This is a genomic window from Paenibacillus septentrionalis (assembly GCF_042659865.1).
Lineage (GTDB): Bacteria > Bacillota > Bacilli > Paenibacillales > Paenibacillaceae > Pristimantibacillus > Pristimantibacillus septentrionalis.
The window spans coordinates 446,049-472,749 of the sequence record NZ_JBHSTE010000005.1; the positions used below are offsets into that span (position 1 = coordinate 446,049).

A 26,701-nucleotide genomic window follows, 5' to 3' on the forward strand; every position below is an offset into this window, starting at 1 on the left:
GCCTATTGTTGCTTAGAAAAAACTTTTCTAAGTGGAAAAGCTACATCCAAAATACCAATAATGCTTGCTGGCGGCAGCAGCAATACTGGGAAAGCAATTAAGAATGGAACAACTTTTGACCAGCCACGATTATCAGCGATAAAAAAGAAAAAGCCAACTGCTTGAATGGCAAAAACAAGGCTAAGAGCAGGTACAAGATTCATAATAGCAAGCGTCATAAACGAGCCATCCATTGGATCAATTGTAAGCTCAAGCAAGTACGCAATAAAATAAATAAATACCAAGGAACGCGGCAGACGCCATTCCTTTGCTTTCGGATAGGGGGCTACCTTGAATCCTTCCGCAGCAACGAGCCTGCGAGCAACGGTATGCGAGCAAACAACAAGCAGCAACGCAATGACAAAAAACACTAAAGGTATCATGTTAATCATCAATCTCACGAAGCTGTCCGTCATATCGCGACTCCATTCAATGACTCCAAACCCTTGTGTAGAAACATCATTAAGCATTAACGTCATGTTCTTGCTCATATCTGAAATAATGGAGAGGCCAAGCAAGCTCTCTAGAAAGAATAAGCCAACCATAAGCACAACGATCACTAGACCGATCATCTTTGGAATGATTTTGGTGGAAGGCGTGCCTTTTTTATAATACTGTCCAAGCGCTATGCTAGGAATAATGGCCAACAGGCTTAAACTTACAAAGGCGACCGGATCAATGATCAGACTGCCTATAATGAACACTGCCAATGCATGAATGATAAATGATCTTCGATTAAGCAGCGTATAAAGGACCGAATATGGAACCAACATAAGCAGTAATGCTGCCATGTTTAGGCCAGGAACAACCAGCAATAGCGTACCAGCCAAGGCCACTAGGCTCCATAAAATCGGCTTCTTTCCAGTTTTCAAACGATTCACCTCTGGGAAGTCAGTATCATGTGATTTACACTATATTGTATTATATCATAAATTATACCCCGTCGGACGAAACGCCATAAGGATTGGATGCTGGTACATATTCGTTTTAATATTGCATTTTCAGGATTGGATGTTTATGATTCATCGTAGGTGAACTGATATGAAAAAATAGGAAGTGACCAATACAATGAAAAAACAGTTTCTTGTCGTAGGGCTCGGTAGATTCGGGAGCAGTCTGACACGAACCTTGGTGCAAAATGGACATGAAGTGCTTGCGGTAGATAAAGATGCCGAGCTAGTTCAGGACATTACACCTTATGCAACGCATGCTCTACAAGCAGATTGTACGGATGAGGTTGTGCTGCAACAGCTTGGCGCAAGCAATTTTACTCATGCCGTAGTCGCGATTGGAGATGACCTGCAAGCCAGCATTCTAACTACGCTGCTGCTTAAAGAAATGAATATTCCAACCGTTATTGCAAAAGCACGTGATGAAATGCACGGCAATGTTTTGCGGAAAATCGGTGCAGACAATGTGATATACCCTGAACGGGACATGGCCGTAAGACTGGCCAACCAGCTCAGCTCGAACAGTATAATTGATTATATTGAGCTGTCTGAGGAATATAACATTGTAGAGATGCTGGCGCCACCAGCAATGAATGGATTATCTCTGCAAAAGCTGAATATTCGAGCTCGCTTTGGCTGTACGATTTTAGCAATAAAAACAGATCAGCGCATGAATGTCGCTCCAAGTGCCGATGATATGATTGAAGCTGGCAACAAACTGCTCATTATAGGAAGTCAAGAGCAAATCATGCAGCTGGAGAATTACTATGATCGAAAAAAATAACACATTTATCAAGTCAAAGCCCTTTTCGTCCCGTTATCAAATCAGTCCACCGCAAATGATCATTCTTATTTTTGCGATCCTGATCGGGATCGGCACCGTGCTGCTAATGATGCCTTTTTCATCAACAACAGGCGAAACGGTCGGCTTTACCGATGCGCTGTTTACCGCGGTATCTGCCGTATGCGTGAATGGCTTAACGGTGCTTAATATAAGTGATGACCTATCACTCGCCGGACAAATTATTGTTATGATTCTTATTCAAATCGGTGGTCTAGGATTCATGACCATTAGTGTTATTATTGCCATTATATTGGGAAAGCGAATTGGCTTGAAGGAACGTCTTCTTATTCAGCAAACAACTCAAGCCTCTAGCGCACAAGGGCTCGTTCGGCTATGTATCTATATTATTGTGATTGTATTTGCATTTGAATCGATTGCAACACTCGTTTTAACAATTCACTGGCAGCCTGAGATGGGCTGGGGCACCGCCTTTTACTATGGTCTTTTTCATTCAATATCTGCTTTCAATAATGCAGGTTTTGCCCTATGGTCAGACGGCTTAATAGCTTTTGTCGGCGATCCGATTGTCAATATCGTCATTATTACTCTTTTTGTAGCTGGTGGTCTCGGCTATATCGTCATCGTTGAACTGTTTCAAAAAAAGAGATGGAGCAAATTTTCCCTACACACTAAAATTGTTCTTTCCTCCTCTATCGTTATTACGTTGATCGGCTTTAGTATTATCTATTTGCTTGAATCACTCAATCCAGCAACATTTGGCCATCTGACCTGGTTCGAGCGCATCCAGGCCGCATGGTTTCAAACACTCGTACCCCGAAGCTCAGGGTTTAATACGATAGACATTACAGACATGCTCGCAGCTTCACAGTTTTTACTGATTATTTATATGTTTATCGGAGCTGCATCAGGTGGTACTGGAGGCGGAATTAAGATCAATACAATTGTCGTGCTTATTTTAGCAACGATTACGACGTTCAGAGGTGGCGGTCAGGTGCATGCGTTCGGACGGCGTATTCCAGATGGCTCCGTGCTTCGCGCACTAGCCGTCGTTATGAGCTCATTAACAGTGGTTCTCATCGTCGCGCTTGCGCTAACGATTACGGAGGATTTGCTGGAGGATCATTTCCTTGAGGTGCTGTTCGAGGCAACGTCAGCGTTCAGCACAACAGGGCTTACAATGGGACTAACTCAAGATCTGTCATTGCCCGGAAAATATATTGTGGGCTTTACGATGTTTATTGGCCGCCTCGGACCGCTTACGCTTGCTTATGCATTAGCAAACCGCAAACAGCAGTCACGTATCGGCTATCCAGAAGACAATATCTTGATCGGATAACATGATATTTAGACGCAAGAATAACATTTTCGCTGCATGCAAGACGCTAATAAGCTTCGCAACTGCCACTCAGCAGCTGTTAGCAGCAATCAAAAAGGCAAGCTTACTGATTCAAGACACTGCGTACGTGCAGTCGTATCAATCAGAAAAGCTTGCCTTTTTACGCTAGCATAGACCTGATGCATGGATTTATTCCCTTATGCGGCAAGGGCAGGTGAACTTGTTTATATTCTGTTCCACATAGCAACTCATGAATCTGTTGTTATTTCTAGCTTATTCAAAGTCAGAGCTGATACATAATCCGTGTCGACTTCAACGCCGATGCCTGGCAGCTTGGGCAACGCAACCTTGCCTTGATTCACGGTTACTTCAGGAGCGATAATATCACGCTGCCAATATCTTGACGAAGCAGAAATATCCCCAGGTATCGTAAATCCCACGAGCGTTGCAAGCGCCATATTATGCGCTCGCCCGATGCCGCTTTCCAGCATACCTCCGCACCATAAAGGAACCCTTTTTTCTACGCACAGCTCATGAATTCGGAGCGCCTCGTTCCAGCCCCCAACTCGTCCCAGCTTCACATTGATGATTTGGCAGCTGCCAAGCTGAACAGCCTTACGCACATCCTCTGCCTGCAGAATGCTCTCATCCAAGCAGATCGGCGTGCTCATCGCATGCTGCAGCTCGGCATGATCGATAATATCATCAGCTGCAAGCGGCTGCTCAATCATCATCAGCTGATAACGATCCAGCTGCCTTAGATGTTCAATATCCTTCAGCGTATAAGCTGAATTGGCATCGGCCATTAGCGGCAGCTGCGGATACTTCTCACGAAGTGCTGCAATCAGCGACACGTCTTGACCTGGCTTGATTTTCACCTTTATGCGCGCATAGCCCTGTGCAATATATTGATCAATCCATTCGTAATATTGCTCAATGGTTGGTTGCAGCCCTATTGCAACGCCTACTTGAATCTCGTCTCGCATTCCACCAATAAGCTGATACAGCGGCTTCTTCTGAAGCTTCGCATATAAGTCCCATACCGCCATTTCAAGCCCTGCCTTCGCCATGGCGTGACGCTTTATAGCTTGCCACAGCTGTGGCAGCTGCCGTGGATGCTGAATCTGCTCCTTCAATAATGAGGGTATTAGAAATTGCTCCAACACATGCCATGCTCCAAGTACCGTTTCCTCCGTATACCACGGCGTTGCAAATGCAACGCATTCTCCCCAGCCTGATATGCCGTTTTCGTCGATCACCTGCACCAGAATCGTCTCGCGATCAGTATAAGCGCCATATGAGGTAGCGAAAGGCGTTATGAGCTCCATGCGAATACGATGCAGCAGGACAGCTTCTATCTTCATCCTATCACTTCTCACTTCCATCGCTGCGAAAAATATTTTACGTTATTGGCAGCAGCTTAGTAAGCTCTCTGCGAAGCAGCTTGCCGGCCGCATTGCGCGGCAGCTCCCGAACCGTATGAATGGCAATCGGCAGCTTATACTTCGCTAATCGTGCTTTGCAATGCTCCAGCAGCTTTTCTTGATTCACCACATTCTCCTGCCGAAGCACAACAAATGCGATTGGGCTTTGTCCCCACACCTCGTGCTCCGTTGATGTAACACCAGCCTCCAGCACTTCGGGGTGACTCATCAAAACCGCCTCAATCTCGGCGGGATATACGTTCTCGCCGCCTGATATGAGCATATCCTTGCGACGATCAAGCACATATAAGAAGCCTTCCTCATCGAGGTAACCAACATCGCCTGTATGCAGCCACCCTTGCTCAAAGCTGTCTGCTGACGCCTGATTCAAGTATCCGCTCGTTACATTGGGTCCTCTTACTACGATCTCTCCCGCTTCTCCAGCAGACATCACTTGACCATCTTGTAAAATGCGTAGCTCCCCCTGAAACAAAGGCTTGCCAGCTGAGCCAATCTTCGTAAGCATATATTCAGGCTGCAGCGTAGCGAACTGTGAACAGGTTTCCGTCATGCCATAGGTTTGAACAACTGGAATTCCTTTTTCTACACAGGTCTCAAGCAGCGGCAATGGCGCTGGACCGCCTCCTAGCAGCATGCATCGAAAAGCCTGCGGATAACGTCGTTCTCCCAGCTGCTCCAGCATACGTACCAGCATATTGCTTACAACCGACATAACCGTTACGCCCTGTGACATAATCGCCTCATTTGCTTCCTTTGGGTCAAATCGTTCCTGTATGACAACGGCAATCCCATAGATGACACTCCGCATTAAAATTGAAAGTCCACTAATATGAAACATTGGAACAGCGAGCAGCCACTTATCCTGCGTTGACAAGCCAAGATTAAGCATAGAGCCTACTGCCGAGCTCCAATGATTGTTATAGCTTTGCAGCACTCCCTTAGGATGTCCTGTCGTACCTGACGTGTACATAATCGTATAGACTGCTTGCTCCTCAACGTCATGCAGCAGCTGCCTCGAGGCAGCTGCTGCTGTAGAAAGAGCTTGTAATTCAGCAAGTGAAACAAGCGTCAAATGATTCAATTCCTGCTTTAACCTAGCAGCTGTATCCGCATAGCTATCACTATAAACGAGAAACTTACAACCGCTATCCTGCAGCTGATAGAGCAGCTCATGAACGGTTAATCGGGTATTAAGGGGCATTAAACAAGCGCCTGTATAAGGAATGCTGTGAACGAGCACAACAAGTGCCACGCTGCTTTCACTTAAGCAAGCCAGCACTGCTCTCTCCTCCAACCCTTTGTTCAGCAATTTTGTCGCTACGCCTTGAGCCTGCTGACGAAGCTGTGCGAAGCTAAGCTGCACGTTTCCTGCTTCTATAGCTGTACGACCAGGAGTAAGGGAGGCACGCTTATCCAGCCATATTGGCATTGTCATTGCTAAGCCCCCTTATTCAATATGTTGCGAGAATTTACGGGAATCTTGGGAATTGCTTAAAGTCAGGCGTACGTTTTTCTTTGAACGCATCGCGACCTTCCTTCGCTTCTTCCGTTGTATAATATAGCAGCGTTGCATCGCCTGCAAGCTGTTGTATGCCTGCCAAACCATCTGTATCCGCGTTGAACGCAGCTTTTAGGAAGCGCAGCGCCATTGGGCTTTTCGATAGCATTTCCTGGCACCATTTTACGGTTTCAGCTTCCAGCTGATCAAGTGGCACAACCGTATTAACAAGTCCCATCTCCAATGCTTCCTGAGCATCGTATTGACGGCACAAATACCAGATTTCTCTTGCTTTCTTATGACCAACGATCCGTGCTAGATAGCCAGCACCATAACCGCCATCAAAGCTTCCGACAATTGGACCCGTTTGTCCAAAGCGCGCATTATCTGCTGCAATCGTCAGATCACATACGATATGTAGAACATGTCCGCCGCCAATTGCATAGCCTGCAACCATGGCCACTACTGGCTTCGGAATCGTACGAATCAAACGCTGAAGATCAAGTACATTTAGACGTGGAATTTGGTCCTCGCCAACATAGCCGCCATGTCCGCGAACCTTTTGGTCACCGCCGGAACAGAAGGCAAGATCGCCTGCGCCAGTCAAAATAATGACACCGATATCAGAATCATCGCGTGCCCAAGCAAATGCATCAATAAGCTCGGAAACCGTTTTTGGACGGAATGCATTACGAACCTCTGGTCGATTAATCGTAATTTTCGCCATTCCTTCATAGGTTTCATAAATAATATCTTCATATTCTCCTTGCTTTACCCAAGGTACTACTGACATGATTACACCATCCTTCTCTGATCTAAAAATCTCTTTACTATTGTATCAAATAATACCGGCTGTTCCACATGCACATTATGTCCGGCTTGCGGGACAATTTCAAGCTGTGCATCTGTAAGCTTCCTTTTCATACGCTGTGCAATGCTGCAATACTTATGATCCAGCTCTCCTGCAATAAGCAAAGCAGGAATATGCAGATCGCCAAGACGATGCCACCAGGAAGGCTGCTGACCGGTTCCGATGCCGCGCAGGCTCTGAGCAAGTCCCCATGGATTATTGCGTCTTCTGGCTTGATCAAGTCTCTCCTGCGTTTGTTTGGGCAGCCTGCGCAAGCTCTCAAAAAGCGGTATGGCCCCCCAATAGTCGGCGAACCAATCTATCCCTTGCTGTTCAATGCGTGCTGCCAATGCCTGATCGCTCGCTCGTCTTGCTTGCCGCTCTTCCTCATGCTCCAATCCTGGAGAACTGCTTTCCAGCACAAGGGAATGAATAAGCTGCGGATACTGCATCGTGAAGGAAAGTGCAATTCTGCCCCCCATCGAGTAGCCAAGAAGATGAACCTTCTCAAGCCTCAAGTGGTGAAGAAGCACTGCGAGATCCTGTGCAACCTCTTCAGTCCCATAGCGCTCAGCCTGCTTCGGAGCAGCTGATCCACCATGTCCTAGCATATCTACCATAATGAGCTGATATTGAGCTGACCAGCTCTCGACAAATGGCTCCCACTGTCGGCATGAGCCGGAGAATCCGTGTATAAGCAGCAAAGGCTCTCCGCTGCCGGCAACTTTCACCTCGTAGTCCACACCTCGAAGGTTATACTTCACGGCTGTTCACCTATTCCTTCGCCTGCTTCAGCTGCTGCCCCAGCACCGGCCATATGCCGCGATGATGTGCCAGGTTCGCCTCGCGATTCGTCGGGATCTCAATAATGTGAAGCCCACCCTGCTGCTGGGCATGCTGGAATGCGGCACGAAACTGCTCCCAGCTTGCTACGCGTGCAAATTCACCCTGATATAGCTTTGCCGCATGCTCATAATCCAGTCCAATCGGCGTACCAAACAGCAGCTCAAAGTGCTTGGGCTGACTCGCCTGCGGTAGAAATGAAAATATTCCTCCGCCATCATTATTCACCACAACAATCGTAATATCAAGCTGATGCAGCTTTGCGCCAAGCAAGCCGTTCATATCATGATAAAAGGATAAATCTCCGAGCAAAAGCACCGTTCCATGACCGAGCGCACTAAAGCCTAAGGCAGTAGAGACCAGTCCATCAATGCCATTAGCTCCTCGATTAGCCATAATTCGTATGTTTCGCTCATCGTTGCGCCAGAAGCTGTCCACATCCCGTATCGGCATCGAATTGCCGACAAACAGCGTGCTGCCTTCTTGCATAAGCTGCTGAAGCTCTGCTACAACCGCGCCTTCAAACAATTCATCTGCATAAGGCTGAGCAGCGGCTTGATTCATTACACTTGCTGTCGTCTCCTGTAGCTCCAGCCAGCGGCTTAGCCACTGGGATCGAGCAGAAGCTCCAGCTGTTTTTGTATTGTCATGCAGCAGCTTGGCGATCAACTGTCCACAAAACGCAGTGCTATCAGCCAATACGCGGTCTGAAACAAGCAACGTTGGATCACGCCAGCCCGCTTCATCGACTACAATATGACGTGCCTGCGGATGCTTATTCATATAAAGCAGCAGCGGCTTGGACACTGGCATAGCGCCGAAACGGATAAACACTTCAGGCACAAGCTCACTGCTTACAGCATCAAGTCGCAAAAAGGAATCATAGCTATCCACGACGAGCTCCTTATTATGTGAGCCACTGCGCAGCTGAGATAGCGGATCTGCCGCAATTGGATAACCAAGCAGCTCCGCCAGCTGCACCACTACCGGTGCAAATGCAGGATCATCCTGTGGTCCGCATATGATTAACCCTCTCTGTACCCCTCTAAGCTCAGAGGCCAGCTGCACCACCATTGCTTGATCAACTGCAGCCGAGGCACGATGCACTTCTGCGTAAGCTTTGTCTGTCTGTCTTACGCTATGAAACAGCTCCGGGTGCTCAAGATCAGGCAGCAGCGGCTCACGCAGCGGAAAATTGAGATGTACGACGCCGCTTGGCGCGGTTTGCGATGTCATCATGGCACGAGAGGCGATGACACGAGCATGACGCTGCATCGAAGGATTAGCTTCAGGCAGCGGCATTTCCATAAACCATTTCACATGGCTGCCATACAGCCCAAGCTGATCTATCGTCTGCGGCGCTCCTACATCTCTGAGCTCATGCGGCCGATCTGCCGTTAATACGAGCAGCGGTACACGCGACAAATTTGCCTCTGCAATCGCAGGGAAATAATTAGCAGCCGCTGTACCCGAGGTACAAAGCAAAGCTACTGCTTGTCTACTGCTTTTGGCAAGTCCCAATGCAAAATAAGCGGCAGAACGCTCATCAATTTGCATCCAAACCTTCAGCTGTGGATGCTCAGCTGCTAATATAGCAATCGGAGTAGAGCGTGATCCTGGGCTAACAACAATATGGCCCAATCCCGACCGTACAAGCTCATCAATAAACGCACCCAAATATAAAGTTATCCCCTCGTTTGGCACTCGTTTCTCCACTCCTTACCGCTGTTGGTCATATCTCTATATATCTTGCTTTTTTCTAATTTTTAAGGACCATCTCCAAGGCCTGCAGCGCCTTGAGCATCGGTGTAAATTTCAATGCCGTCTCCTTGTATTCGCTCAGCGGCTCGGAATCACCAACGATCCCACAGCCGGCAAATAGATACGCCTGCTTATCAAGAAGCAGTGCGGAGCGAATTGCACCTACAAATTCTCCCTCTTGTTCGACATTCATCCAGCCAATCGGAGCGGCATACCAGCCTCGATCCATATCCTCCAAGCGGCGAATCGCTTCCAATGCCAGCTCTCGCGGCATACCGCCTAGTGCAGGTGTAGGATGAAGCGCCTCAACCGCCTGCAGCAGTGACACTCCTTCCTTCACTTCTCCTGCGATTGGTGTAGCGAGGTGTTGGATATCCTTCAGCTTGCGAATGATCGGCTCATCAGGTGCCTCTACATGTGCGCACAATTGCTGCATTGCGCCTTTGATCATATCAACAGCTAAGCGATGCTCATGCAAATTTTTAATATCATGCTTTAAGAAACTTGCAAGCTCTGCGTCTTCTCCAGAGGTTTGACCACGAGCAATCGATCCTGCCAGTGACAACGTGAATAGCTGCTGACCTTGACGTTTAATTAATTGCTCAGGCGTAGCACCTATAAAGCAGCTGCCCGGCTTGTCTATTGCGAACACATACGTGTTTTGCTGCTCATCCAGCAAGCTCCGCAATACTCCTTCACTGCGGAAGCCGTCATTAGCCAGCAGCAGGAGAGAACGTGCAAGTACAACCTTTTCGAGCTCCCCCTTGCGAATAGAAGATGCAGCAGCATCGACTGCACTCATCCAATCAGAAGGTGCTATCTCTTCGCGAATCATCGCATTCGGTTCATGTGCCTGCTCAGTGCTTCCCATTTCCTTTAATTGCGGCAATGCATGTATTAGCTGCTCCAGCTCCTGATCGTCTTGCTCTAAAGAAGACTCATCAGGCCCGACGAATCGATTACTCGTTAAAAAGTAACGACCCTCGTGTGCAGTTATCATGAATTTGGGCACAGCAAAGCTAGTATGAGCAAAATCACTCCACTTATCAGTCTGTGCATGGTAAGGATCAAAGGAAAAACCGCCAAATAAAATAGGCCCCGTGTAAGGTGAAGGCTTATCCTTTACAATGGCAAGATTAGCCATTTCCTTCCATGCTGTATCTACATTTTTGAAACGATCATGTTTATCATTTGTCTCCAGCTTGAATACTTCTCCTAATCCTACAAAGGATAAGACTCGTCCAGGCTCAGACCAAAAAAATCGACGTCCACGATATCTATGCTCCTGATATGAAAAAAAGGCTGGCAAATCCGTCTTATTGATCTCAATTACGGAGCTAACCAACACCTGCTTGCCTAACAATTCGGCTTTTTCCTTTCCTTCTTTCATTGATGCATATAGATTCGTGCTTAACCTACTATAAGCCACGTTATTCACCCTTGTCGTAACCTTGCCGTTTATCTGTTTCAAGAATACACCCCTGCCAACATAACGTCAACTTCCTGCCAACTTTCTTGCGTTGACACCAAAGTATCATTCCCCTAAACTTATAATGAACTTTATAGGAACCTAATTTATATAGTAAGGATGCGTGACTATGCAAACTGAATTGCAAACTGCTACTACCAATGTCTGGTGGAGATTGATGCGACCGCACACACTTACCGCTTCGTTTGTGCCAGTTTTCACAGGTACGGCTATGGCTTTATTTGATGGCAGCGTTCATATCCCACTTTTTCTTATGATGCTGCTGGCATCGCTGCTCATTCAAGCAGCAACCAATATGTTCAATGAATATTATGATTACGTACGAGGTCTTGATAATCAAAACTCTGTCGGTATTGGCGGAACGATTGTCCGTGATGGTGTTGCACCCAAATTTGTACGAAATCTTGCGTTTTTATTTTACTTTATCGCAATGCTGATCGGGGTTTACATTTGCTTTGCAAGCTCCTGGTGGGTTGCCCTAATCGGTGCGATTTCAATGCTCGTTGGTTATGTCTATACGGCAGGTCCATTGCCGATTGCCTACACACCGTTTGGCGAGCTGTTCTCAGGTCTTTTCATGGGACCCGTTATCATTATGATTACGTACTTCATCCAAACTGGAAGTCTTAGCTGGAGTCACTTCTTTGTGTCCATCAGCGTTGGCTTTCTAATCGGTTCGATTAATTTGGCGAACAATATTCGTGATTTGGATGGTGATAAGGAGCATGGTCGCCGTACGATTGCGATTTTGCTAGGCAGACCTCTTGCGATCCAGCTTCTCGGTGCGATATTCGCGATTTCCTATCTATGGATTGTAGCATTAGTGTTTATGCAGCATGTGACGCCGTGGGCAATGCTTGTCTTTATCAGTGTACCACAAGCAATAAGCGCTTATAAGCAATTCCTCGGAAAAACAGCGGCATTTGAAATGATGCCAGCCATGAAAGCAACGGGCAAGCTGAATACAATGTTTGGTCTGCTGCTGACGATGAGCTTAATTATCGGATATGTTGTGAATCAATTCTAAGAAAAGGCAGTTGGCGCTAATGGATATGATGAACATTCAAGGAACCATTATTGAAGCTTTAGATATTAAAACCTTGCTGCTTACACCAGACAAAGTCATTTGTACGATGCCAGTGAATGAACGGACTAAGCAGCCCTTTGGCTATTTGCATGGCGGTGCTTCTCTCGTACTTGCTGAAACGGTGGCAAGCATTGGAGCCTGGGCCTCTATTGATCAAGAGCAAGAAGTAGCCATGGGAATGGAAATTAACGCGAATCATCTTCGCAGTGCCAGTCAAGGCATTGTAACGGCTGTAGGCGTACCGCTTCATAAGGGTCGCAAAAGCGCCGTCTGGGATATTAAAATTACAGACGAGCAGGATCGGCTCATTTGTGTATCTCGCTGCACGGTAGCCATATCTCCTAAACGCGTCTGATTATGTTCGTACTGCACATGCATTAGAAGCCCATCACTGTTAGTGAGAACTGATAGCGGATGGGCTATTTGCTATGGATTGGTCCATATCCCGCCTATACGTAATCGCTATAAAGCAATGTGCAGCGCTAATAAAAAAAGAGCCTGCTCTATGCAGACTCTCTCTTCTAATTACCAAAAGATAATAGCAGAAAGAGCCTGTATGTACAGGCTCTTTTCCACATATCGCTACTATTCAGTAGTGTATGGTAGCAATGCGATTTGACGTGAACGTTTAATCGCAATTGTTAGTAGACGTTGATACTTCGCGCTAGTACCAGTTACACGACGAGGTAGGATTTTACCACGCTCGCTGATAAACTTTTTAAGCAAATCCGTATCTTTATAGTCAATGTGCGTAATTTTGTTAACTGTGAAGTAACAAACTTTACGACGTTTATTGCGTCCGCCTTTACGAGAGAATTTACGCTCGCTGCGCTCTTCTCCGCCTTCTTTTTTGAAGCTCATTCGAACCCATCCTTTCATTAAAAATTTCAATTGTGATCACTTAAAACGGTAAGTCATCCTCGGAAATATCAATTGGGCGTCCATCGTCCTTGAAAGGATCGACATTATTGTTTCGTGACGGTTGAGCCGGTCGACTCGAGCCTCCACCTGCATTATAGCCATCGCCACCGCCATAGCTTTCCTCACGTTGACCACCATCACGGTTCGATTCCAAGAAGCGAACATTGTCTGCAATTACTTCCGTAACATACACACGCTTGCCCTCATTGTTCTCGTAATTTCTTACCTGAATGCGGCCTTCAACAGCAGTTAAACGGCCCTTGCGCAAATAGTTTGCACATGTTTCTGCCAACTGACGCCACGTGACAACCGGAATAAAATCAGCTTCACGTTCGCCGTTACTGCCAGAAAACGGACGATCAACCGCAATTGTAAATTGAGTTACAGCAACACCAGCGGGGGTATAACGAAGCTCTGGATCTCTCGTTAATCTACCGATCAATATGACACGGTTCAACATCTATACGACCTCCCAATCGAAACCTTCACACTTCTTAAGCTACATCTCTTACGATCAACACACGGATAACTTCATCCGCAATCTTCATAACGCGATCAAGCTCGTTTACAACTTCAGCTGTAGCTGAGAATTGTGTAAGAACGTATTGACCCTCACGAAGTTTGTTGATTTCATACGCAAGACGACGTTTACCAAGGATATCAGATTTAATAACCTCACCGCCGTTAGAGATGATACTATTGAACTTTTCAACTAGAGCTTGAACAGCTTCCTGTTCAACATCTGGACGAATGATGTACATCACTTCATATTTGCGCATTTCATTTCACCTCCTCTTGGACTAACGGCCCCATGAATGGAGCAAGGAACGAGCATCTAGGCTCGCATCTCTATATTATACTAAATCAATAGGACGATGGCAAGACGAAACGCTATTGTTTTGATTTCCAGTATGAGTGAATGCTTTTAGCTAAAGCAGCATGAACGTGTGTAGGATACTAATGAAATGTAATTAAAAATACACAATAAGAAAGAGCTAAGATTTTTTCTGATGCATAAAACCAATTGATGTGTGGCATTATATTATTGACGGTGAAGAGAGGTGTGGTTCCGTTGTACTTCGATTATCTAAGTTCAACAGATTCATCTTGCAGTTAATTGCAGCAAAGAAAGGAGCTCGATGATCGTAAGATTGTTGAGCTGGATGTATACGAGTTGATTCCTTAGCCTACGCTGAGATGTTTTCGTAAAACAGTTTCTTTGCTTGAATGAATTAGCATCACTAACAACACCGTCAAAAAGCCTCATCCTTTAGTTTCGGGATGAGGCTTTTACTTTCTTATTAATTTCACTTGTGTACCATCCATTCACCCACTTTACTCCTGCAGATGATACGTTTTGATTGCCAGCTGAAGCAAAAGCTTCGTCTCAGGATCATCCAGACGCAGCTGCAACTCGTTGCGTATTCGTTCCAAACGGTAGTTAACGGTGTTGTAGTGCACATACAGCCGTTCAGCCGTTTCCTTTGCATTGCAGTTGCAAGCAAAGTACGTCGACAGCGTTGTAAGCAGCGCTCCCTGCTGTTTTCGTTCCATCGCGAGCAGCGGATACAGATATAACTGCTTGAACTCCTCCAGCTCCTCCGTACCCTGCATGCGATACAGCAGCAAATATACTCCTAATTGACTGTAATGCAGCACTTCCTCCTGTGTGCGATACACCTTGCGAATTTCCATAACACGACGTGCTTCACGATATGCAGCTGCAACATCAGTAGCCTGCTGAACCACTCGGCTCATGCATAGCGTTGCCTTATGCTCTCCGAATACCGCTGCAAGCTCTCCGCGAATTTTATCAGCAAGCTGCTTGTACTGCTCCTCGGTCCAGCGTTTTCCGTTATGCGAGACCAAGCATACAAGCTCTCCCTCCAGCAATGTCCATATTAGCTGGACTTCACCATTTTGCTCGTTGTTCCAGCGCAAATTCTTCACCATAATTTGCAATTCCTTCACGCTTGGATGCTCATCCCAAAACGAGATACACCCGACTAGATACGTACTGGGCTGAACAATCGGCCAACCGCATGCTTCCGCACGAAGCTGAAGATCCATACTCGAAACCATACGCCCCGATAGCCAATCCTGTACGAATTGCTCCAAGTATTTCGCTTCAATTGACTTGCGGACCTGCATATTGCTAATTTCAAAGCCCAGCAGGCGCGAGGCCCAGTTGATTGTCAAGGCATCAACAGTACGATATTGATTGTACTGCTCAATTACGAGCAAGCGATAAGCATGTTCTGTGTCACCAGGGACCGTGACACAATGCGCATGGAAGGTTTCATTGCCAACCGCTATAACATTGCTGTCCAGGCGCTCCGTGCCATACCATTTGATCCACTCGTTGTCTTGAATCGACCTTCGCCATTGTTCCAGCTCAGCAGGAATGATGAGATTTCGGTCCCTATCAATTAATACGACAGGGTTGTTGATCATCACATACAAATGCTTTAAAAATGAGACTAGACCATCACCATGCAGCAGCAGTTGGGATAGTCTTTGAACTCTACTTTGTAAAATCATCAGGTCCTTCGCTTCTGTTACGAGAACTCGTTCCATAATCTCTCGAACAAGATCAGAAAATGTTGCACTTGGCGGCAGCTCAATCAAGGGGAGACCGAATCGATTAGCTGCCTCAATCACCTCGGGCGGCACTTCATCGAAGAATCGCTTCGGCTTCAAGCCTAGCGCTGCGATCCCCTTTGCTGCCAGCTGCTCGACGAGCAGCGCCAATTTCTCTGGCCGGTCCTTAAAAGGGTATCCTGTCGTCATGAGCAGTTCGCCCGCACGAACCCACTCTACAACGTCTGGCACCTCCATGACGTTAACTCGTGTAATCGCATTATGAAGCCCAGAGCTGCCTCCAAGCAATACCGCATCCTTAAGCCCCGGAACTTCAAACAAGGAGCTTACTGTAAATCCTTCTCGATTCATAGCTTTCATCCTTCCTCTCATTCCTCGCTGTATTCTGCTCAATCATCTATCCTGCGTACTGCCTACAAGAGACTGTACAAAAGACTCCGCGTCAGATACCCATCCAAATATACCGCCCTGCTGATGAATCATATGAAGCGCGGCCTCATGATCCTTTCTATTAAAAGCAGCTGTGCCATCCGACAGCACTACACATTGGTAATCTCGATCATTAGCTTCGCGAACGGTGCTGGACACACAGACATGGGTTGTAACGCCGCACACGACAAGATGCGTAATGTGATGCTGCTTAAGCACCTCATCGAGCGCCGTGCGATAAAATGCCCCCTTGCCCGGCTTATCAATCACTATTTCCCCGGAAATAGGGGCCAGTTCCGGCACGATATGATGTCCTTGCTCACCGCGCACCAGAATTCGCCCCATTGGCCCGGCATCGCCGATGCCCGCTCCCTGCTTGCGGCTTCGTGCTAATTTGGAAGGAGGGCAATCAGACAAATCAGGCATATGTCCTTCCCTTGTATGAATAACGAGCATTCCTAACTGTCGTGCAGCCTGCAGTACCGCTTGAATTGTCGGAATAATGGCTGCAGTTGCCGCGATATCATTGCCTAATAGCTCACCAAAGCCGCCAGGTGCGCAAAAATCATTTTGCATATCTATAATGACAAGCGCTGTTGAGGACAAATCAAATTCATATGCATAAGGCTGTGCAGCTTCAATCTGAATCATAGGAAGACCCTCCTTTCCTTAGTCCTTTTTGTCTACCGCTTCTAGCGTGACATCTACTAGCGTCGTTTCGAAAAATTGATTGCCTGGCACCTGAGCTTCAACCGGCAAAAATATACTAATCTGCTCCGTTTCGATCACATCATCGTTAGCAACGCTATGAACAACCTGCGCGGGCACTAGAAACGTATCGCCTGCCTGATAGCTTTTCCACTCTCCATTGCACAAAAGCTTAACCTTGCCAACTGTAATATGAATGATTTCCGCTACATTGTGATAGTGAGGAAGAACGGCGCCTCCGACGCCGATCTTCTCCCAAAGCACTGAGCTTGCTCGAATTCCGAGACCATCTGCTTCCTTAGCGGACAAAATCTCCCGATGATAGAGCTCAACATGATTAGGCATAAGCTCCCAATGCTGATCCTTCTTTTCTTTTACAACCGTTGCCTGCTGCCTGCTCATGGTCATTACCGCCTTTCAAGATTACTATTTAGCGACTTATTGAGGAATTGTGCCAATAACGCCTTCTACGAGGTAACTCGTAGATTCAAGCTCTTCAACTGAAAGCTCTTGGCCTGGCTCGATGCGAACGTTGCCGGATTGATCCTTGATCGGACCTTCAAATGGTTTCAGTGTACCTGCAAGCAGCGCTGTTTTTTGCTCCTCGATAAAGCTCACAACATCTGCTGGGACATTGTTGCCAAACTGACTCAGCTTCACAACTTCATGTGCAAGTGTTCCACGATATTTGCCGTCATACTGGCTGCCCTTGAAAGCACCATCCATGCCAACCTTCACCATATCCACAAACAGGTCACTCCAGTTCCACTCGGAGCCCGTTACCCAGCCATTTGGCGCCAGCTCAGATGCATCTGCATGGTAGCCAACTGTCATTACACCGCTGCGTTCAGCTGTTTCGACTACGGTTTTCATGCAGTCCTGATGAAGCGTCAGAAGATCCACTCCTGCATCAATCAAGGAGTTTGCTGCATTCGCTTGCTGACCCGGATCACACCAGCTTCCTGTAAACACAACATTCGTTGTTACATCTGGATTGACCGACTGCGCACCTAGCGTAAAAGCATTAATATTAAGCAATACTTGAGGGATTGGAACCGAAACGATGAAGCCCAGCTTGCCGCTCTCAGACATCTTGCCTGCCGCTACGCCAGCCAAATATACTGGCTCCCAGATTGTTCCGAAATAAGTGCCCAGGTTCTCAGCTGTTTTCAAGCCGCCTTGATGGTAGAACAATACATCTGGATGACGCTTTGCCACGTTAAGCGCTGGCTCTAAGTGACCGTAAGAGGTTGGGAAAATGATTTTTGCGCCTTCTTGAATCATTTGCTCCATAACTCGCTCTGCTTCTGCACTTTCTGGTACATTTTCCGCACGAAGCACTTTAAGATCTGGATATGCTTCCTCGACTGCAACACTGCCTAGATAAGCTGCTTGATTGTAGCCATAGTCATCCTTCGTTCCGACGAATATAAAGCCTACCGCACTGCCATCTACGCCAGGAACAACATTGCTTGCTCCCTCATTTGCAGCTGGTGTGCTGCTTGAACCGCTGTTCGCTGGATTGGTTGGTTGACTGCAGCCTGTAATGACCAGCATCGTCGTTAGGACAAGTAATAGAATTGAATGCATTGCTCTTTTCATGATGGTTCCCTCCAATAATTGTTCTGTATATTTAGAAAAAGTTTGTATATAGGCCAAATTAACGCGTTATTCATTTTAGCTGGCTTTCTGTCAGCCTGATCCAGCAAGCACTTTGCCAAGAGCTTCTGGCGTCTGACTTTGCTTTCTTCGCTCAACGATAAGCAGCGCTACGAGTGTCAGCACATACGGAACCATGAATAGAAAGTACGGTGAGATGGCAAGCCCTTGCTGTTGTACCGTAAGCTGAAGTGCTTGAGCTGCTCCGAACAAGTAGGCGCCCAGCATTGCCATGCCTGGTCTCCATGATGCGAAAATAACGAGTGCTACCGCAACAACCCCGCGGCCTGCAACCATGTTCTCTACCCAGCTATGTGTATACGCGATTGACAGCTGCGCGCCACCAATACCAGCAAGAAGACCGCCAGCCAGTACAGCCATATAGCGTACAAGCTTGGGATTAATGCCGCTTGCGAACAGCACATCCTCGCGTTCTCCTGCTGCCCGAAGGATGACACCAAGCCGTGTGCGGAAGATGACATACCAGAGAACGGGTACAAGCAGTATCGATAAATATGTCAGTGGGTCATGATTGAACAATATTTTCCCAATAAACGGAATGTCGGACAGAACCGGAATCGGTACTGGATTAAAGCCGACAATCTGCTGGCTGACAAAGTTTTTTCCGAAGAATGCCGTGACGCCCATACCGAAAAACATAATCGTTAAGCCTGTAGCAAGCTGATTGGCGCCACAGGTTAATACAAGAAAAGCGTGGATAAGCGAGATCAGCATGCCGCATAATCCGCCAGCCAATGTCCCGAGCCAAGGATTGCCGCTCCATACCGTAACCACAAAACCGCCAAGCGCTCCGCATAGCATGGAGCCCTCCGTACCTAGATTAATTACCCCAGCGCGTTCAGAGATCAACTCTCCTTGGCTAGCAATCATAACCGATGTGCCAGATCGTATCGCTCCTGTTAAGATATCTGCAATCATCGCTTCACCAACTTTCCGCTGCCAAGAATAAAGAATAGAACCAGTGCCATCAGTATGTTAACGGAGGACGATGGCAAGCCCGAGAAGATCTCCAGTTTATTTCCCGCTACACTAATCATGCCTAGCAGGAAGGCCGATGCCATTAGCTTTAACGGATGATTCCATGCCATCATGGCTGCCAAAAAGCCCAGATAGCCAAAATTCGTACCTACCGTTGTACGCAATCTTCCTTCAATACCTGCAATTTCAATCATTCCAGCAATGCCTGCTAGTGCTCCAGCTGCAATCAGTACCCAAAACATCATGCCGTTAATGTTTATTCCAGCTCGCTGAGCTGCCAAGCGATTGCTGCCAAGAACGCGAATCCGATACCCTAGTCTCGTTTTGCTAAGGACGAACCATACAACGATCGCAAGCACAATTGCAATGACAAACCCGATATGGAGGCGAGTGCCATCCACAACAGGCAATCGCAGGCTATATGCGATTTCGGGGGAGAAGGGCCAGTTAAAGGAGTTAGGGTCCTTTAGCATGCCATGAACAAAAAATCCTACAATAAATACCGCTACATAGTTTAGAAGTACGCTCGTAATGGTTTCATTCAGTCTGCCTTTTACTTTCAGTACTGCTACTACTGAAGCCCAGATCGCCCCGCCAAGCGCTCCTGCAAGAAGCATAATAGGGATCCCGATCATTGCTGGCATCTGATCTAAGTAAAATACCGCGAACCATGTTGCAAACAATGCTCCGATTGCGAGCTGTCCTTCACCACCAACATTTACGAGTCCCGCCTTTGCTGGCAAAGCAGCTGCCAATCCGGTTAATATAAACGGTGTCGCTTTGAGCAGCACCTCTCCAAAGCCGTACAAATCTCCAAATGTCGTACGGATCATGGAAAGGTACAGCTCTATCGGGTTAACCTCAAAAAATAATAGAAAGATTCCGAAAAGAATAAATGGTGCAATCATTGCCGCGGTTTGAATAAGCCATGACGCATTCCGCTGCCAAAAGGTTGTTTTTTCGTTTAATGCTATCGCTGCTTGACTCATGCTGATTCTCCTTTCAGCATTAATTGACCAATTTGACCGACATCGGTTGCAGTGGTCTGATACGGCTTGCTTAGCCGTTTCCCTGCAAGCACTACAATTTCATCTGATAGCTTGAACAGCTCGTCAAGATCTTCAGAGAACAGTACAATTGCTGTTCCTTGCTGAGCCAGCTGAATAAGATGCTGTTGAATGGTACGGGTCGTTCCAATATCCAGCCCTCGACTTGGGTAGCTAATGATAAGTACATCTGGCTTGCGAATTAACGCCCTGGTTAAAACCATTCGCTGCACATTACCACCTGATAATGTATCCGCTCTGCGATTACCAGAAGCCAGCGCCAATGCTTGTGCTTCTTTGCTGTTTTGAAGCTCGTCGGCGAGCTTTTTCCAATCAATGCCCAGCCCCTTCTTCTTGAGCTCCATGCCATCCAGTACCATATGCTCTAATATAGAAAACCCAGGAATAACACTCTCCTTGATAGGATCTTCAGATACGAAGCTTACACCCGCTTCAAGAAATGCTCGTACATCGGGCTTTATGGATTGTCCGCCAACCTCCAGCGTGCCCTTCACCAAGCTGCGAAGTCCGAATAAAACCTCTGCCAGCTCACGCTGACCGCTGCCAGATATTCCTGCAACACCAACGATTTGCCCTTTTTTCACTTGAAGATTTACTTGCTGCAGGACAGTTTCGCCATAATCACCTTTTATGGTGCCGGCGTTAAGCGCAATGGCGAGCTCATTAGCAGATGATTCAAAGCTTTCTTTTTCAACTATCTTTAGCTCCTTGTCACCCATCATCGCTGAAATCAGCTGGTCAGCTGTTAACCCATCCTCTTTATTGGCGGTGTACGTTAAAACGCCGCTGCGAAGCACACTAACTTGGTCTGCACATGCCAGTACTTCATTAATTTTGTGTGTAATAAGCAATATCCCGTATCCATCATCACGCAGCATACGGAGCATATTCAGAAAGCTCTCAACTTCCTGTGGTACAAGCACACTCGTCGGTTCGTCAAATATAATGACACGTGTATGCTCAGCCAGCAGCACCTTCACAATTTCAAGCCGCTGTCGTTGGCCTAGATCAAGCTCCCACACATAAGCATCCGGATTTACCGCAAGCCCATATTTCGTTGAAACATCAATAATGCGTTTCTTCAGCTTATTGCGATTAAATAAAATCCCCTTCTCTACCGATAGGGCAATATTGTCCAGAATGGTTAAGGCAGGAACAACTCGAAAGTCTTGAAATACCATGCCAATACCCTTTGCTCTTGCTTTTGTTGGTGGATGAAGCTCTACCTCCTGTCCATCCATCATGATGCTTCCTCCGTCTGGCGCGTACACACCGTAGAGCATCTTCATCAATGTGCTTTTACCTGCCCCATTCTCTCCTAAGATGGCATGAATGGAATTAGGTTTAACTTCAAGATCAATGCCGCTGTTGGCAACCAATGATCCGAATATTTTAGTAAGACCTTGTGTTCTTAGGAGATAGCGCTCATTATGCTGTTCCATCTGTCCATCCCCTCCTTGTGTTAGTTAAAGTAACATTTCGTGTTCTTTTTGTTCATAGTTAGATTATATAACATGATTGCGTGATAATCTTTATACTATGTTTATAAATATATGTACTATTAATTAGTTTCTACTCCCAAATGTGACATGCATCTTACGCTGTAAGCGTTATTTTGGTAAATCATTCTATGAGCTTCACACAATTTCAATGGCAATAAAGAAGCAGCAGGATATAGGATCAATGAATCATCCTTGTTCCTGCTGCTCGTTTAACGTATATAAGCAAGGTAATACACATTCAACGACTACGCGAGTGCTCTCCAGCTTCCAAGATTAGAAATGTCTTCTGCACCCTTTATTGCGTACCCTTCACAAATAAAACCGCATACCTCTGTACCATCTGATAATTCAACTTTACCTATGCCAAGCGGTGCGGGAATAAGTGATGTAAAACTGCCGAAGCTGTTTAGCGGCATATTCCAAACCTCTAATGAAATATGATGCCCCTCTGCTGGCGTCACCTTCACAAGACCGGGCTTGCTTGGTGCTGTATCTAGCTTGTACAGCCTATACGCCTTTGCTGTTTTTGCTTCCTTGACAAAAACAGCTCCGCACTGATGCATCTGCGGCTCTAGCGGCATTCCTCTCATATGAAGGCCACACACTGCTACCGGAATCATCGGCACTGTCATCTCCTGCTCATCTGGCTGCTGATGCTGCTCAATTACAAGTCGAAGCCGATGAGCAAGCTCTATGCTGGCACCTTCCAGCTGCGGCAAAGAAAACAATGTAACACCAAACGGCAGACCCTGCTCTGCCTCAACGCCAGGTATCGCTATAGCAGCAAGATCAAGCAGATTACAATGATTCGTATACAGTCCGAGCTGGCTATTATAAGCAATCGGCTGCTCTTCGATCTGCTTGCGTGTGAATGTGCCTCCTACAGTCGGCAATATCATAACCGCATTAGCGAGCTTGCGATGAGCTTCAAGCTTCATTCGCTGAATCTGATGCTGCGCCTGGAAGACAGATGCACCAGAATAGTTGTTATGCTTGCCTGATTGCAAAATCTCGCGTGTCACCGGCAACGTACTGTCCTGATGCGTATCAACAAAACCGCCAAGTGCAGCCCAGCGTTCCTCTACAAATGGACCATCGTAAAGCAGACTTGCCGCCTCTTGAAACAGCTGCAAATCAACGTACTCTACTGGAAGCTGCAGCTTGTGTATAAGAGCAACACTCTGCTCCCAAGCAAGCTTGTATTGCGCAGCATAATCTCCAAAAAAACTCAGTTCACTAGATGGCAGAAGTACCTTCGCAGGCAGCTGCGGTGTAACTTTGGGACGGTTTAACGACCATGGATCAAGCGTATCAATACCGCGTACGCATGAATCCACAAGCATCGCGTCTTCAATCGTATGAGCAAATACCGTTACACAATCGAGACTCTGACACGCAGGTACCACTCCTCTTACCGGCCATGCACCCACACTTGGCTTGTAGCCAACAAGTCCATTGAGAGCAGCTGGCACACGTCCTGAACCAGCTGTATCTGTACCGAGTGAAAACAACGCCAGACCTCTAGCAACAGCCACTGCTGACCCAGAGCTTGAACCACCACTTATCAATTCTGGTCGCAGTGCGTTTTTTACTTCTCCATAAGGACTTCTCACACCAACTAAGCCTGTCGCAAACTGATCCATATTGGTTTTGCCTAGCGGAATAGCTCCTGCCGCGATTAATCGCTCGACTACTGTTGCATGCTGTGTTGGAATATACTCGTAATCAGGACAAGCTGCTGTCGTTGGAACATCCGCCAGATCGATATTATCCTTTATTGCAAAAGGTATGCCCCATAGCGGGTAGTCTTCTGGTGAGCAGACAGCAAGTCGATCAAGATATGGACGTATGCGTTCCATTCGCGGCGGAGTGATCCAGATGTTCAGCTCATGCTCTGCTTCTGCTGCTTCAATAATGTGCTCAATGATTTCCCGAGGCGTAATTGAGCCGCTGCTGTACAGTTCTTTTAGTTGTTTAATAGATTGAATGTCTGTTAGCATTACTGCACTCCCCCTCTTACTTCATCATAGTTTTCAACGCGTCAATCACTTTTTTAGAATCCGAAACACTGCCGAACACGCCGCCCTGCATCGTTACCATCTTCAATGCTGCCAAGTGATTGTTATAATCGGTCGCACCTGTACAGTCCTCTAAAATTAAGCATTCATAACCTCGATCATTGGCTTCTCGCATCGTGGTGTGCACACAAACATCGGTTGTAATTCCTGTCAAAATAATATTTTCGATCCGTCTGTTTCGTAAAATAAGATCAAGATCTGTACCATAAAAGCTGCCTTTTCCTGGCTTATCAATAATAAGCTCTCCTTCGATCGGATATAGCTCCTCGATAATATCCCAGCCCTTTTCTCCACGAACTAATATTCTACCCGCAGGACCTTCAGAACCGATCTCTGCACCAATTTGAGCACTGCGCCAGCGCTTATTATCCGGTAGATCAGACAGATCAGGCTTATGTCCTTCACGAGTATGGATAACGGTAAAGCCAGGAATACTTCGCACAACCTCAAGTAGCGATTGAATCGGTTCAATTGCTCGACGCGTTAGTGATAAATCATAGCCCATTTGGTCGACATAACCGCCAGGGCCGCAAAAATCAGTTTGCATATCAATAATAATTAAAGCTGTATTATCAGCTCGAAGATTTCCGTTATAAGGATAGTTGTAAGGATTAGCATGAATATACATAAAAACCACCTCTTTATGATGAGTTGTGTTCCTTTGTTATATTATATAACACAAAAAGTCACTATTCATTGTGCTTCGTGTATAAATATTTGTAGGAAACGTTGGTTTTTGATTACAATTGATTGGGTTAGATGTCAGGTATTTTGTCATCCTTGTTGATTTGCTGGTTGAGTGCAAAGAGTAGCTTGTATGCAGTGCATATGTCATATGCGTAATGAAATGTGGAGAATCTGGAGTAGTTTGCGTCTGCGGCCGAACGATTTATGTTGAAATATGCTGAATGTAGCCGAAAAGCCGCGTAATTCGTTTTTAGAAAAGAGGGAGAAGTGGGGTTTAGCTGTGATATGCCTATATGAAGCTAGCAACTGAAGGCATAAGTAGAGCCGGAGGTTGCTTCAGTTCAAACAATTATCATACGTAGGAGCTAAGGCTCAAATCCAATTATAAGTACCAGGATGAGCATTAGTCCTGATGATCGCAATTAACAGGCCTAGAGACAAATGTGGAGCTAGCATAGCGCCTGCTATCTTTATAGTGGGGTAGATATATCATATGACTAGCAATGGCACTGCCATCAAACAGGTAATAAATGTAACTGCCCTAATATATGATCGTCCTACAATAGAAAACTTTCTTGTTTGAACTTGTATAGACTAAAAAAGCCTTCTGCATAAGCAGAAGGCTTTGATCACTTCAATAAAACTGGCATTACGGGCATTTTCATTCCATGTTTGCAGCCAATAGTAACAGAAAACGCCGTAACGACCGGCTTGACGAATGGCGGAGAAGGTGGGATTCGAACCCACGCACGCTTTGACACGCCTAACTGATTTCGAGTCAGTCCCCTTATGACCACTTGGGTACTTCTCCTTTTGCACAAACAATAATATAACATAAACACAGCTTAGTATTCAACTGGAATTTAGCTGCTGCACATGCAGAACTTACTCTTCTGCAAGCTCTGATTTCCCAACGACTTTACGCATATTTTTTTCGAATTTAGCTCGAGGCAATAATATGCTATGTCCACAGCCTGCACATTTCATTCGAATATCCATCCCCATGCGGATAACGATCATTTCATTCGATCCACAAGGATGTACCTTTTTCATCTGTACGATATCCCCAAGCTCGAATTGCTTTCGCTCCATGACAACTACCCCTTTGCTTCTTTAATCTCCTCGTTCATTTGTAGTCCATGCTGTTCCAACGTCAGCTTAAACTGTTCATTCATATACCGTGTAACCTCATCCTTATAGGCAGCCTCTGACTGAGCCGTTACTCGCATTACGATTTCATCCTTATCGAATTGCTGCAAGCCAAGCACTTCTATACTGCTTAGCAGCTTTTCATGCTTGATCGATTGTGCACACTGCCTGACGGTATGCATAATCTCTCGAAGATTTCCTTGATAAGCAATCGGCATATCTATCGTAATGTGAGCAGGAAGCAGTGAGAAGTTCGTAATCTCGGTAATTAAGTTATTCGGTATAATATGCATTTCTCCCTGCTCATTCACAATTCTCGTTGTTCGGAGCCCAATTACTTCGACTCTCCCCTTAAATTTACCGGTCGATATCGTGTCGCCAACTGCGAATTGGTCCTCAAGGACAATGAAAAACCCTGTTATAACATCCTTTACCAAGCTCTGCGCTCCAAATCCTATTGCAATACCGACAATACCCGCTCCAGCTAATAATGGCCCTAATGATATCCCCAGCTCTGATAGTACAAGCAGCGCGACAATAAAATATGTACTGTAAGAAACGATGTTGTTCAACAATTTGCCAATCGTAGTAATTCTTCGTTGCTGCAGGGCATGTCTTACATTCAGCTGCTCAAGCACAACTTTATTGATTGACTTATGCGCAATCCATACCAATAATCGACCAATCACAATGATCAGTAATATTTTCAGCAGCGATATGCCTGTGTTGCTCCACCAATCGTTATCAAACAGCTGTTCTACTGATTGCTTTATCGTGTCCATCATCATTTCGATGCTT

At 46.3% G+C, this 26,701-nt stretch carries 25 protein-coding genes and 1 tRNA gene; 4 read left to right on the forward strand and 22 right to left on the reverse strand.

What is annotated here, in order from left to right; all coding sequences use genetic code 11:
- Nucleotides 1-2 precede the first annotated feature (2 nt).
- Nucleotides 3-911, reverse strand: a complete 909-nt coding sequence (locus ACFP56_RS16885; protein WP_379236672.1) for a DUF2232 domain-containing protein — start codon at nucleotides 909-911, stop codon at nucleotides 3-5.
- A 196-nt stretch (nucleotides 912-1,107) separates the two neighbouring features.
- Between ACFP56_RS16885 and ACFP56_RS16890 the strand changes: the two genes are divergently transcribed.
- The gene (locus tag ACFP56_RS16890; protein WP_379236674.1) at nucleotides 1,108-1,773 is read left to right on the forward strand and encodes a potassium channel family protein; all 666 of its coding nucleotides are present in this window, start codon (nucleotides 1,108-1,110) and stop codon (nucleotides 1,771-1,773) included.
- The gene (locus ACFP56_RS16895; RefSeq protein ID WP_379236676.1) at nucleotides 1,757-3,130 is read left to right on the forward strand and encodes a TrkH family potassium uptake protein; all 1,374 of its coding nucleotides are present in this window, start codon (nucleotides 1,757-1,759) and stop codon (nucleotides 3,128-3,130) included. The genes ACFP56_RS16890 and ACFP56_RS16895 overlap by 17 nt, the downstream gene beginning before the upstream one ends.
- A gap of 248 nt (nucleotides 3,131-3,378) precedes the next feature.
- Here ACFP56_RS16895 and menC read toward each other — a convergent pair whose 3' ends face one another.
- The 6 genes from menC to ACFP56_RS16925 are packed head-to-tail and all read right to left on the reverse strand — an operon-like array spanning nucleotide 3,379 to nucleotide 10,998.
- Nucleotides 3,379-4,494 (reverse strand): o-succinylbenzoate synthase, encoded by a 1,116-nt coding sequence (gene menC, locus ACFP56_RS16900; RefSeq protein ID WP_379236678.1) that lies wholly within the window; start codon nucleotides 4,492-4,494, stop codon nucleotides 3,379-3,381.
- Nucleotides 4,495-4,531: 37 nt separating this feature from the next.
- On the reverse strand, nucleotides 4,532-6,010 hold the full coding sequence (locus tag ACFP56_RS16905) for an o-succinylbenzoate--CoA ligase (RefSeq protein ID WP_379236680.1): 1,479 nt from the start codon (nucleotides 6,008-6,010) through the stop codon (nucleotides 4,532-4,534).
- Between the two features lie 34 nt (nucleotides 6,011-6,044).
- Nucleotides 6,045-6,866, reverse strand: coding sequence for a 1,4-dihydroxy-2-naphthoyl-CoA synthase (gene menB / locus ACFP56_RS16910; protein ID WP_379236682.1), 822 nt, complete (start codon nucleotides 6,864-6,866; stop codon nucleotides 6,045-6,047).
- Nucleotides 6,867-6,868: 2 nt separating this feature from the next.
- On the reverse strand, nucleotides 6,869-7,687 hold the full coding sequence (menH, locus tag ACFP56_RS16915) for a 2-succinyl-6-hydroxy-2,4-cyclohexadiene-1-carboxylate synthase (RefSeq protein WP_379236684.1): 819 nt from the start codon (nucleotides 7,685-7,687) through the stop codon (nucleotides 6,869-6,871).
- 10 nt (nucleotides 7,688-7,697) lie between these two features.
- The gene (gene menD / locus ACFP56_RS16920) at nucleotides 7,698-9,470 is read right to left on the reverse strand and encodes a 2-succinyl-5-enolpyruvyl-6-hydroxy-3-cyclohexene-1-carboxylic-acid synthase (RefSeq protein ID WP_379236686.1); all 1,773 of its coding nucleotides are present in this window, start codon (nucleotides 9,468-9,470) and stop codon (nucleotides 7,698-7,700) included.
- Nucleotides 9,471-9,525: 55 nt separating this feature from the next.
- On the reverse strand, nucleotides 9,526-10,998 hold the full coding sequence (locus ACFP56_RS16925) for an isochorismate synthase (RefSeq protein ID WP_379236688.1): 1,473 nt from the start codon (nucleotides 10,996-10,998) through the stop codon (nucleotides 9,526-9,528).
- A 127-nt stretch (nucleotides 10,999-11,125) separates the two neighbouring features.
- Between ACFP56_RS16925 and ACFP56_RS16930 the strand changes: the two genes are divergently transcribed.
- Nucleotides 11,126-12,043: a 1,4-dihydroxy-2-naphthoate polyprenyltransferase gene (locus tag ACFP56_RS16930; RefSeq protein WP_379236690.1), complete on the forward strand. Its 918-nt coding sequence runs from the start codon at nucleotides 11,126-11,128 to the stop codon at nucleotides 12,041-12,043.
- 34 nt (nucleotides 12,044-12,077) lie between these two features.
- A complete protein-coding gene (locus ACFP56_RS16935) occupies nucleotides 12,078-12,458 on the forward strand; it encodes a hotdog fold thioesterase (RefSeq protein WP_379236794.1) in 381 nt (126 codons plus the stop codon).
- A 230-nt stretch (nucleotides 12,459-12,688) separates the two neighbouring features.
- Here the strand turns inward: ACFP56_RS16935 and rpsR are convergent, their stop codons facing one another.
- The 15 genes from rpsR to ACFP56_RS17010 form a co-directional block, all read right to left on the reverse strand.
- Nucleotides 12,689-12,964, reverse strand: a complete 276-nt coding sequence (gene rpsR, locus ACFP56_RS16940; protein ID WP_379236692.1) for a 30S ribosomal protein S18 — start codon at nucleotides 12,962-12,964, stop codon at nucleotides 12,689-12,691.
- Between the two features lie 40 nt (nucleotides 12,965-13,004).
- Entirely contained in the window at nucleotides 13,005-13,484 is a 480-nt protein-coding gene (gene ssb / locus ACFP56_RS16945) for a single-stranded DNA-binding protein (protein WP_379236694.1), read from the reverse strand.
- 34 nt (nucleotides 13,485-13,518) lie between these two features.
- A complete protein-coding gene (rpsF, locus tag ACFP56_RS16950; RefSeq protein WP_379236696.1) occupies nucleotides 13,519-13,803 on the reverse strand; it encodes a 30S ribosomal protein S6 in 285 nt (94 codons plus the stop codon).
- Nucleotides 13,804-14,359: 556 nt separating this feature from the next.
- On the reverse strand, nucleotides 14,360-15,976 hold the full coding sequence (locus ACFP56_RS16955) for a PucR family transcriptional regulator (protein WP_379236698.1): 1,617 nt from the start codon (nucleotides 15,974-15,976) through the stop codon (nucleotides 14,360-14,362).
- Nucleotides 15,977-16,018: 42 nt separating this feature from the next.
- A complete protein-coding gene (locus ACFP56_RS16960) occupies nucleotides 16,019-16,705 on the reverse strand; it encodes a cysteine hydrolase family protein (protein WP_379236700.1) in 687 nt (228 codons plus the stop codon).
- Between the two features lie 18 nt (nucleotides 16,706-16,723).
- On the reverse strand, nucleotides 16,724-17,164 hold the full coding sequence (locus ACFP56_RS16965; protein ID WP_379236702.1) for a cupin domain-containing protein: 441 nt from the start codon (nucleotides 17,162-17,164) through the stop codon (nucleotides 16,724-16,726).
- 36 nt (nucleotides 17,165-17,200) lie between these two features.
- Nucleotides 17,201-18,364, reverse strand: coding sequence for a BMP family ABC transporter substrate-binding protein (locus ACFP56_RS16970; RefSeq protein WP_379236704.1), 1,164 nt, complete (start codon nucleotides 18,362-18,364; stop codon nucleotides 17,201-17,203).
- Between the two features lie 90 nt (nucleotides 18,365-18,454).
- Nucleotides 18,455-19,360 carry an ABC transporter permease gene (locus ACFP56_RS16975; protein ID WP_379236706.1) on the reverse strand — a complete coding sequence of 302 codons (906 nt, stop codon included), beginning with the start codon at nucleotides 19,358-19,360 and terminating at the stop codon, nucleotides 18,455-18,457.
- The gene (locus ACFP56_RS16980; protein WP_379236708.1) at nucleotides 19,357-20,409 is read right to left on the reverse strand and encodes an ABC transporter permease; all 1,053 of its coding nucleotides are present in this window, start codon (nucleotides 20,407-20,409) and stop codon (nucleotides 19,357-19,359) included. Before ACFP56_RS16980 ends, ACFP56_RS16975 begins: the two co-directional genes overlap by 4 nt.
- Nucleotides 20,406-21,929: an ABC transporter ATP-binding protein gene (locus ACFP56_RS16985; protein ID WP_379236710.1), complete on the reverse strand. Its 1,524-nt coding sequence runs from the start codon at nucleotides 21,927-21,929 to the stop codon at nucleotides 20,406-20,408. The genes ACFP56_RS16980 and ACFP56_RS16985 overlap by 4 nt, the downstream gene beginning before the upstream one ends.
- Before the next feature lie 305 nt (nucleotides 21,930-22,234).
- A complete protein-coding gene (gene atzF, locus ACFP56_RS16990) occupies nucleotides 22,235-23,989 on the reverse strand; it encodes an allophanate hydrolase (protein ID WP_379236712.1) in 1,755 nt (584 codons plus the stop codon).
- 16 nt (nucleotides 23,990-24,005) lie between these two features.
- Nucleotides 24,006-24,695 (reverse strand): biuret amidohydrolase, encoded by a 690-nt coding sequence (gene biuH, locus ACFP56_RS16995; protein WP_379236714.1) that lies wholly within the window; start codon nucleotides 24,693-24,695, stop codon nucleotides 24,006-24,008.
- Nucleotides 24,696-25,473: 778 nt separating this feature from the next.
- Nucleotides 25,474-25,565 (reverse strand) — tRNA-Ser (locus tag ACFP56_RS17000).
- A gap of 74 nt (nucleotides 25,566-25,639) precedes the next feature.
- The gene (locus ACFP56_RS17005) at nucleotides 25,640-25,846 is read right to left on the reverse strand and encodes a DUF951 domain-containing protein (protein WP_379236716.1); all 207 of its coding nucleotides are present in this window, start codon (nucleotides 25,844-25,846) and stop codon (nucleotides 25,640-25,642) included.
- A 5-nt stretch (nucleotides 25,847-25,851) separates the two neighbouring features.
- Entirely contained in the window at nucleotides 25,852-26,691 is an 840-nt protein-coding gene (locus ACFP56_RS17010; RefSeq protein WP_379236718.1) for a mechanosensitive ion channel family protein, read from the reverse strand.
- Nucleotides 26,692-26,701 lie beyond the last annotated feature (10 nt).

Excerpts from the sequence above, each read along its gene's own strand:
- biuH (WP_379236714.1), bottom strand. The coding sequence starts at position 24,695 with ATGTATATTCATGCTAATCCTTACAACTATCCTTATAACGGAAATCTT.
- ACFP56_RS16905 (WP_379236680.1), bottom strand. The coding sequence starts at position 6,010 with ATGACAATGCCAATATGGCTGGATAAGCGTGCCTCCCTTACTCCTGGT.
- ACFP56_RS17005 (WP_379236716.1), bottom strand. The coding sequence starts at position 25,846 with ATGGAGCGAAAGCAATTCGAGCTTGGGGATATCGTACAGATGAAAAAG.
- atzF (WP_379236712.1), bottom strand. The coding sequence starts at position 23,989 with ATGCTAACAGACATTCAATCTATTAAACAACTAAAAGAACTGTACAGC.
- menC (WP_379236678.1), bottom strand. The coding sequence starts at position 4,494 with ATGAAGATAGAAGCTGTCCTGCTGCATCGTATTCGCATGGAGCTCATA.
- ACFP56_RS16985 (WP_379236710.1), bottom strand. The coding sequence starts at position 21,929 with ATGGAACAGCATAATGAGCGCTATCTCCTAAGAACACAAGGTCTTACT.
- ACFP56_RS16890 (WP_379236674.1), top strand. The coding sequence starts at position 1,108 with ATGAAAAAACAGTTTCTTGTCGTAGGGCTCGGTAGATTCGGGAGCAGT.
- ACFP56_RS16930 (WP_379236690.1), top strand. The coding sequence starts at position 11,126 with ATGCAAACTGAATTGCAAACTGCTACTACCAATGTCTGGTGGAGATTG.
- rpsR (WP_379236692.1), bottom strand. The coding sequence starts at position 12,964 with ATGAGCTTCAAAAAAGAAGGCGGAGAAGAGCGCAGCGAGCGTAAATTC.
- menB (WP_379236682.1), bottom strand. The coding sequence starts at position 6,866 with ATGTCAGTAGTACCTTGGGTAAAGCAAGGAGAATATGAAGATATTATT.
- ACFP56_RS16965 (WP_379236702.1), bottom strand. The coding sequence starts at position 17,164 with ATGAGCAGGCAGCAGGCAACGGTTGTAAAAGAAAAGAAGGATCAGCAT.
- ACFP56_RS16955 (WP_379236698.1), bottom strand. The coding sequence starts at position 15,976 with ATGAATCGAGAAGGATTTACAGTAAGCTCCTTGTTTGAAGTTCCGGGG.
- ACFP56_RS16895 (WP_379236676.1), top strand. The coding sequence starts at position 1,757 with ATGATCGAAAAAAATAACACATTTATCAAGTCAAAGCCCTTTTCGTCC.
- ACFP56_RS17010 (WP_379236718.1), bottom strand. The coding sequence starts at position 26,691 with ATGATGATGGACACGATAAAGCAATCAGTAGAACAGCTGTTTGATAAC.
- rpsF (WP_379236696.1), bottom strand. The coding sequence starts at position 13,803 with ATGCGCAAATATGAAGTGATGTACATCATTCGTCCAGATGTTGAACAG.
- ACFP56_RS16960 (WP_379236700.1), bottom strand. The coding sequence starts at position 16,705 with ATGATTCAGATTGAAGCTGCACAGCCTTATGCATATGAATTTGATTTG.
- ACFP56_RS16980 (WP_379236708.1), bottom strand. The coding sequence starts at position 20,409 with ATGAGTCAAGCAGCGATAGCATTAAACGAAAAAACAACCTTTTGGCAG.
- ACFP56_RS16975 (WP_379236706.1), bottom strand. The coding sequence starts at position 19,360 with ATGATTGCAGATATCTTAACAGGAGCGATACGATCTGGCACATCGGTT.
- ACFP56_RS16970 (WP_379236704.1), bottom strand. The coding sequence starts at position 18,364 with ATGAAAAGAGCAATGCATTCAATTCTATTACTTGTCCTAACGACGATG.
- ssb (WP_379236694.1), bottom strand. The coding sequence starts at position 13,484 with ATGTTGAACCGTGTCATATTGATCGGTAGATTAACGAGAGATCCAGAG.